A 6000-nucleotide genomic window follows, 5' to 3' on the forward strand; every position below is an offset into this window, starting at 1 on the left:
GACTAATCCTTTGCTGTGAGCAATATAATGAATATACACTAACTTCTTCTCTTATTAAACAACGTCCCCAAGTCCCCTCTAGGGGCGAAGCCCCCTGGAAAAATCTCAATAGACCTTCAGCAATACATCAGCGGGTATGTGCAGTTCCTTGTGCAGAAGCCGAATCTGACGGATCGATAACGGGCGCTTCCGGTTTAACAGGTCACTTGTCCGGCTTTTCGATCCGATAATCCTTGTCAAATCCTGTTGGTCCATCCCCATTTGATCCATTCGAAATTCAATGGCAGCAATGGGATCAGGACTATCAATGGGAAAGTACTCTTCTTCGTAGTTTTCAATCAGAATTCCGAGGATTTCAAGCTCGTCTCCATCCTTTGTATCCGTTTTTGCATCAAATATCTCCTCAAGGCGTTTGAGCGCCTGCTGATAGTCTTGTTCTGTCTTTATCGGTTTGATTTGCATGACATTCTCCTAAATCATTGTTGCATCAATTTTATCATATTCGGCATGCGTTCCCACAAACCGGATGAATACCTGACCGTAATCAAAGTTAATCATTGCAATCAACCGGTATGTATTGCCTTTGATGTTGAAGACAACCCGGTTGCTGCTGAGAATGCTTGCTGATGGAAATTGCTGTTTCAGTTCATTTGGTGAACTCCAATGAGCTTGACCAGCCTCCCTGAACCAAGCCTTGAGCGGTTGTTCAGCATCTCTATGTTTCGTCCAGAACTGAACCAGAGTTTTTCGCGAAATGACTCTCAATTTCTCATTTGATTATGGTTTCACCTGAAATATACAAAGTTCCCCGATCGGGAACAACAGGCAAGATCGCCGTCAGAGCTGTAGACGACCCCCGGTATACTCACCCCTTAGGGCGAAGCCATAGTTATTTTATTTACAGAACGGCGTCACTGAGATCCACTGAATGCCTGAACACCCGTTTCAGCAGGATTTCCAAAGCTTCATGGCAGCTTCACATGCGCCAGAAGGATGGAAGAAAAAAGTTTCTCCCATTATTACACCGATACATGAGTTCAGTGCAACAGAGATTAAAGCCTTGCGTGAGCGTGAGGAGGTGAGCCAGACGGTTTTCGCCCTGTACATGAATGTGAGCAAAGATTCAGTCAGCCAATGGGAACGCGGACTCAAAAAACAGGCAGGCCCGACACTCAAGCTCCTCTCTCTAATAAAACAGAAAGGGCTGTCAGCTATTGCCTGACTTATCCTTATTGATGGTTAGAGCCGCCAACACAAAGCTCACCGTAAATCAGACCGGGGCTGCGTTTGTTGAGTTAATCGAGAATTTCACGGAGGTGCAGATGGTTCGTCATCAGCGCGTAGGCACAGATGACAAGATTCGGCCATAAAAAAGTTGCGCAACAGTATTCGTTTGGATACATTATGTAGTTATGAACACATTCATCCGTGCATCCGGTTTTGATTCCTGGTTATCTGATCTGACTGATCAAACTGCGAAAGCCAGAATTTTAGCCCGGCTTCAAAGTGCGGTTTTCGGGAATTTCGGGGAGTGTGAACCTGTTGGCGAAGGGGTTTCAGAGATGAAAATCCACGTTGGAGCAGGTTATCGAGTCTATTACACTCGAACAGGACAAACGGTTTACTTCCTTCTGGCTGGAGGCGATAAATCAACACAGAAAAAAGACATTGCCCGTGCAAAAAAAATGGCTCGGGAACTCAAAGAAAGCAACCGATGAAAACCACTTATGCGCCCTTCGATGTGGCGGATTATCTCAATAATGACCAGGTAATAGCAGAATACCTTACAGTGGCCGCTGAAGACCCCAATCCTGATGTGTTTATCGCTGCTATTGGAGATGTTGCAAAAGCTCGAGGAATATCTCAAATAGCTAAAGAATCTGGATTAGGCAGGGAAAGCCTCTACAAAGCCTTACGGATCGGCGCTCACCCTCGTTTTGAAACCATCAAGGCTGTCCTGCATGCCCTTGGCGTTAAACTGACTGTTGTTTCTGAGCACAGCGTGTGATGTGCTGATTCTGTAATGGAAAGACCAATCCCCGGAATCCGTTCATCACCCTGCTATTTCAGCTCCTCACCTATTATGCTGACTGAATCTGTAGTGTGAACAATGAAAGAAATTAACACAAACTTCTTCTCTTATTAAACGACGTCCCCTAGTAGCAAAGCGGCCCGCTCTCACCGCTTTTTAGCAGGATATGCAGATGGTTCGTCATCAGCGCATAGGCATAGATCGCTGTACCGGAACCCTTCGCAAGAGTACCCATACGACGTAAATACTCTTTCCGATCCTCATCATCGGTAAAAATAGCACCCCTCTCTATCCCCCGGATAATAACATGATGCAATGTTCCCGGCGCATCAAGTCTCGCTCCTCTCGGCATTTCAGCTCCTCAGATATTTTGCTGACTGAACCTGTACTGTGAGCAATGTAAGAAATTAATATGGACTTCTTCTTTTATTGAACAACGTCCCCTAAGGGGCGAAGCCGCCCACTGTTGTTTACCGGATTTCTTGGTCTTTTAATGAACTATGCGGGCAAGCCTATGACTGTCATTCAGGACAATGCGTCATTCCACAAAGGGAAAGCAGTTCAACCGATGCTGAAGGTGCTGGCTCAAAAGGAACTGAGGCTCTATTTCCTGCCAACCTATTATCCTGAACTCAATCGCATTGAAAAGTTTTGGCACAAGGGAAAGTATGAATTGATGGAATTTAAGACGCGAAACATCAAAACCCTTGAAGAAAATTTCCGCAAAAAACTTGGACGGTTTTTGGGTAGATTACGGAATGACTTTCTAATGAGGTCAAGCGCTTATCAAAAATCAATTTTTCGAAATGCCCTTATGTTTATTATAGCATGTAAACTCTACCCCCTGACCCTTAAATATTGCCCCATTAACAACATATACTCTTTTATCCGGCTCATCAATTTTCAATCTAGCTTTACTTGAAAATGTGTGAAATAGTTCAAAATTATAGTTTTTTGGTATATTTACAGTTATCATAAGATTTATTATTGGATGTCTTGATGAATGTGTTTCATATATATAACCATGGCTAAAGAGTTGAGTAAATACTAAAACAACTTCAATAGATTTTTCAGGATCTATACAGATATTTTTGTGTAAATATATAAATTTTTTTCCATCACCATTACCGTCAGCATCTTTATCATCAATTAGTTCAATATTTTCTTCATTACCTGAAGGATGTCTAACTTTAGCACTTATAATATCTGTTTTACAATGTTCATTATTATTGCTACGAAATCTTATACTTTCTTCAACCTGACTTTGTGAAATATTGTGAAATTCATAACTTACTGTTCTTTTTAATAATAACTTGACTGTACCACTATCTTCTATCTCAGAAATGTCGTATTGCCAATTAGCATTTTTTCTAATAGACTTGGCATTGAGCAAATCTTTCTGGATAATACTAAAGAAATTCATGTCTATTATAGTTTTGAAAACAGACAGAATTGCATCTTTTGCAGTATCTTCCTGAAATTTACTAAGCTTTTCTTCAAGTTGTTTCCGTTCATCTTCTTCAATATAACGAATAAAAAAAGCTGAAATAAATAAGGCAATTCCTAAGGTTAAGCAAACATTAGCGAATATATCTAAAAAAGGCTTTGTTTTATTTAATTGATAAATTATTGATTCAGTTATTTTGCCATTAAAAACAGATGAAATTGTTCTCGACGAAACTGAATATTCATTAGACTGATAAACAAAATACCCTCCTATTATAATAAGTGATAAGGATAATGGCAATGCATTCTTTTTTATCCATAAACTTATTTTGTCTTTTTCACTTTTCATAGTGCCAAATCATTAATATTAACAAATGAAATGTAATTCAGTAAAATATTAAAGAATGTAAATTGTTATAACATCTAATTGCTTTGAGTCTGAAATCGACAATAGAGCCTCTCCGCCGTCAAAACAGGGGCTTCTCTGTTCGGCTGCTTCTCGGGTACTATTACACCGCCCGACTCCCGGTTCGCTTCTGCATCAATTCTTCGGGTTCTCTCCTTCATTGATACTACCCTCCTGCCTTTTGCCTTGGGCCAGGGAGCTTGCCGGGTCTCCCGATTCCCGCGTAAAAAGCTTCCACACATGCTGCTGGTCTTCGATTCCGCCGTAGCCAACCATACCTCGCCATAACAGTACGGTCAGTGTTGCTTTCCCTTTCGTTCAATAAGGTATGCCTACGGATTAGGGTGATTTCGGAACTCATTACAGCGCCTGCGCTTTCCTCTGTCAACGCTTCCCCACGGCATTGCTGCACGTCGAGGCATGACTCGGGGCCATGATGGCTAGCTATACCTTTCATGTAAGACTCTTGCATTCTTTACTCTTTGCCGGTTTTCATCGGCGCTTTCGAAACGTCCCCAAGTATTTCCCATTTTGTCGTTTGTATTTTGATAGCACTGTCGGTCTGTTAGCCTTGCCCATAACGCTGGCGGTTGCCAACGGCGGGTTTTCGGTGACCTTTCAACGGAGCACTGACGTTTCCATCAGCAACTTGCTATCCGCCGAAGCCCGCCAACCCGCTGGGGGCAGACCGCTTGTTAGCACCTTTACTTTGTTTTTATTTCAGTATAGTTGTCTTTTTTCAATTCACTGATATAATCATTAAATTTTGTTTTCATCCAAGAATATTTAATTTTAATATCTGGTGCTTTTGCCTCTTTTAATCCTGTTTCAATAATCTCTTTTAGTTTATTAATATACTCAGGAAAATCTAGTTCAGGGTCATCAAGTTCACTTTCAGCCTTAGTAATATAATCAACATACAGCATTCCATCACCGTCGACAGAAACAATATCTTTTATTGCGTTAAGTTCATCTTTGGGCGTATGATGTTTTGCATGATGTTTTGCCGCAAGTTCAATAATTGAAATATCGAGAATAACACGAGGATATAATGCTGCTTTACTTTCTGTTTCATAAGCTGTAACCATTGCGGGTCCAAAAAGAATTTTATCAGTATGAATAAGTTTGCCATATGCAATACCTCCTCTACATATTATTCCTCTTCTTGTTAAATTAACTAATAATCCAAGAATATCAGAAAGGGTATAATATATTTCACTTGTTTCGGTTTCTTCAAATGAAATAACTATACTATCAGAAAACTGAGTAATTTTTTTTGATTTCGAAAAATGTTCATCAGGTTTGTCAATATCCAAATAATCCCTAATCATCAGAAGACTTTCATTTAATAAGTCCACTTTTTCTGACAAATCATTACCATTGTTGTCACATGTCTTCCGGATTATCTCTTTAAATCCGAGGATGTCAATAAAAACAGTTATTCTATTTTCGTAGTTCATATATTTATTTTTAGTATTGGTGCTAACTCCTTTATATATGCACCGTATCACACTCAAAGGTGCATATAGCCAGCTATTCAGGCATGCTTTATACACCTTCGAGGTGCATAATATTTTTACAAATTGTCAAACGGACTGGAAATTTTCAGTAAATTCTGTTCGCATACGTGAGTATAGATTTCCGTCGCCTTACTGCTCTTATGCCCTAATAGCTCTTGTATGTATCGTAGATCAGTTCCTGCTTCCAGTAAATGTGTTGCATAGGAGTGCCGTAACCAATGACGCGTTACTGGTTTTTTGATTTTTGCATGATCGAGTGCATGTTTTAACACTTTTTGCAAGCTGGTGCCAACTGTTAAAATCATATAATACAGTTATATTTCAAAACTATTTATCTCAAGCTCCTGCTCTTGCAGGCTCAAGTGAGCACCGAATCACGATCCGTTTCACCTGGCATATACGAAAGTCTCCTGCACGGGAACCGGGAGATGAACCGCCTTCCCTGTTTCCGCCCCTTATGGGGTACTCGGGGTGAGTAGGCCGGAGGAGTTTCACCTCCAGCCTCTTGCAGAACCGGACGTGAACCTCTCAGCTCATCCGGCTCCCATTATCCAGCCTTTCGGAACATATCCCTTATTCCAATGCACAAACTTTTC

At 40.8% G+C, this 6000-nt stretch carries 9 protein-coding genes and 2 pseudogenes; 4 read left to right on the forward strand and 7 right to left on the reverse strand.

Features of this window, described 5'->3' with window-relative positions:
- Window positions 1–105: 105 nt before the first annotated feature.
- Window positions 106–462 carry a helix-turn-helix domain-containing protein gene (locus tag G9409_RS11070; protein WP_166808817.1) on the reverse strand — a complete coding sequence of 119 codons (357 nt, stop codon included), beginning with the start codon at window positions 460–462 and terminating at the stop codon, window positions 106–108.
- 9 nt (window positions 463–471) lie between these two features.
- Complete coding sequence (locus tag G9409_RS12230) at window positions 472–765, reverse strand: type II toxin-antitoxin system HigB family toxin (RefSeq protein WP_166808818.1); 294 nt, start codon at window positions 763–765, stop codon at window positions 472–474.
- A 202-nt stretch (window positions 766–967) separates the two neighbouring features.
- Between G9409_RS12230 and G9409_RS11080 the strand changes: the two genes are divergently transcribed.
- From G9409_RS11080 to G9409_RS11090, 3 genes are all read left to right on the forward strand, one after another.
- The gene (locus G9409_RS11080; protein ID WP_235923325.1) at window positions 968–1222 is read left to right on the forward strand and encodes a helix-turn-helix domain-containing protein; all 255 of its coding nucleotides are present in this window, start codon (window positions 968–970) and stop codon (window positions 1220–1222) included.
- 190 nt (window positions 1223–1412) lie between these two features.
- Window positions 1413–1718, forward strand: a complete 306-nt coding sequence (locus G9409_RS11085) for a type II toxin-antitoxin system RelE/ParE family toxin (protein ID WP_166808819.1) — start codon at window positions 1413–1415, stop codon at window positions 1716–1718.
- A complete protein-coding gene (locus G9409_RS11090; protein WP_166808820.1) occupies window positions 1715–2008 on the forward strand; it encodes an addiction module antidote protein in 294 nt (97 codons plus the stop codon). The genes G9409_RS11085 and G9409_RS11090 overlap by 4 nt, the downstream gene beginning before the upstream one ends.
- A 163-nt stretch (window positions 2009–2171) precedes the next feature.
- Here G9409_RS11090 and G9409_RS11095 read toward each other — a convergent pair.
- Window positions 2172–2384: pseudogene (locus G9409_RS11095) on the reverse strand (transposase); the annotation flags it as partial.
- A gap of 162 nt (window positions 2385–2546) precedes the next feature.
- On the opposite strand from G9409_RS11095, the pseudogene G9409_RS12055 reads away from it, so the two are divergent.
- Window positions 2547–2681: pseudogene (locus tag G9409_RS12055) on the forward strand (transposase); the annotation flags it as partial.
- Window positions 2682–2825: 144 nt separating this feature from the next.
- Here G9409_RS12055 and G9409_RS11105 read toward each other — a convergent pair.
- From G9409_RS11105 to G9409_RS11120, 4 genes are all read right to left on the reverse strand, one after another.
- Entirely contained in the window at window positions 2826–3827 is a 1002-nt protein-coding gene (locus tag G9409_RS11105; protein ID WP_166808822.1) for a hypothetical protein, read from the reverse strand.
- A 74-nt stretch (window positions 3828–3901) separates the two neighbouring features.
- Window positions 3902–4045, reverse strand: a complete 144-nt coding sequence (locus G9409_RS11110; protein ID WP_166808823.1) for a hypothetical protein — start codon at window positions 4043–4045, stop codon at window positions 3902–3904.
- 543 nt (window positions 4046–4588) lie between these two features.
- Window positions 4589–5344, reverse strand: a complete 756-nt coding sequence (locus tag G9409_RS11115) for a hypothetical protein (protein ID WP_166808824.1) — start codon at window positions 5342–5344, stop codon at window positions 4589–4591.
- Window positions 5345–5460: 116 nt separating this feature from the next.
- Complete coding sequence (locus G9409_RS11120; protein ID WP_208019723.1) at window positions 5461–5709, reverse strand: tyrosine-type recombinase/integrase; 249 nt, start codon at window positions 5707–5709, stop codon at window positions 5461–5463.
- Window positions 5710–6000: the final 291 nt, after the last annotated feature.

Source organism: Candidatus Chlorobium masyuteum (assembly GCF_011601315.1).
GTDB classification, from domain to species: Bacteria; Bacteroidota; Chlorobiia; order Chlorobiales; family Chlorobiaceae; genus Chlorobium; species Chlorobium masyuteum.

Coding starts and splice junctions, on each gene's coding strand:
- G9409_RS11105 (WP_166808822.1), bottom strand. CDS start 3,827: ATGAAAAGTGAAAAAGACAAAATAAGTTTATGGATAAAAAAGAATGCA.
- G9409_RS11085 (WP_166808819.1), top strand. CDS start 1,413: ATGAACACATTCATCCGTGCATCCGGTTTTGATTCCTGGTTATCTGAT.
- G9409_RS11120 (WP_208019723.1), bottom strand. CDS start 5,709: ATGATTTTAACAGTTGGCACCAGCTTGCAAAAAGTGTTAAAACATGCA.
- G9409_RS11110 (WP_166808823.1), bottom strand. CDS start 4,045: ATGAAGGAGAGAACCCGAAGAATTGATGCAGAAGCGAACCGGGAGTCG.
- G9409_RS11070 (WP_166808817.1), bottom strand. CDS start 462: ATGCAAATCAAACCGATAAAGACAGAACAAGACTATCAGCAGGCGCTC.
- G9409_RS11080 (WP_235923325.1), top strand. CDS start 968: ATGGCAGCTTCACATGCGCCAGAAGGATGGAAGAAAAAAGTTTCTCCC.
- G9409_RS11090 (WP_166808820.1), top strand. CDS start 1,715: ATGAAAACCACTTATGCGCCCTTCGATGTGGCGGATTATCTCAATAAT.
- G9409_RS11115 (WP_166808824.1), bottom strand. CDS start 5,344: ATGAACTACGAAAATAGAATAACTGTTTTTATTGACATCCTCGGATTT.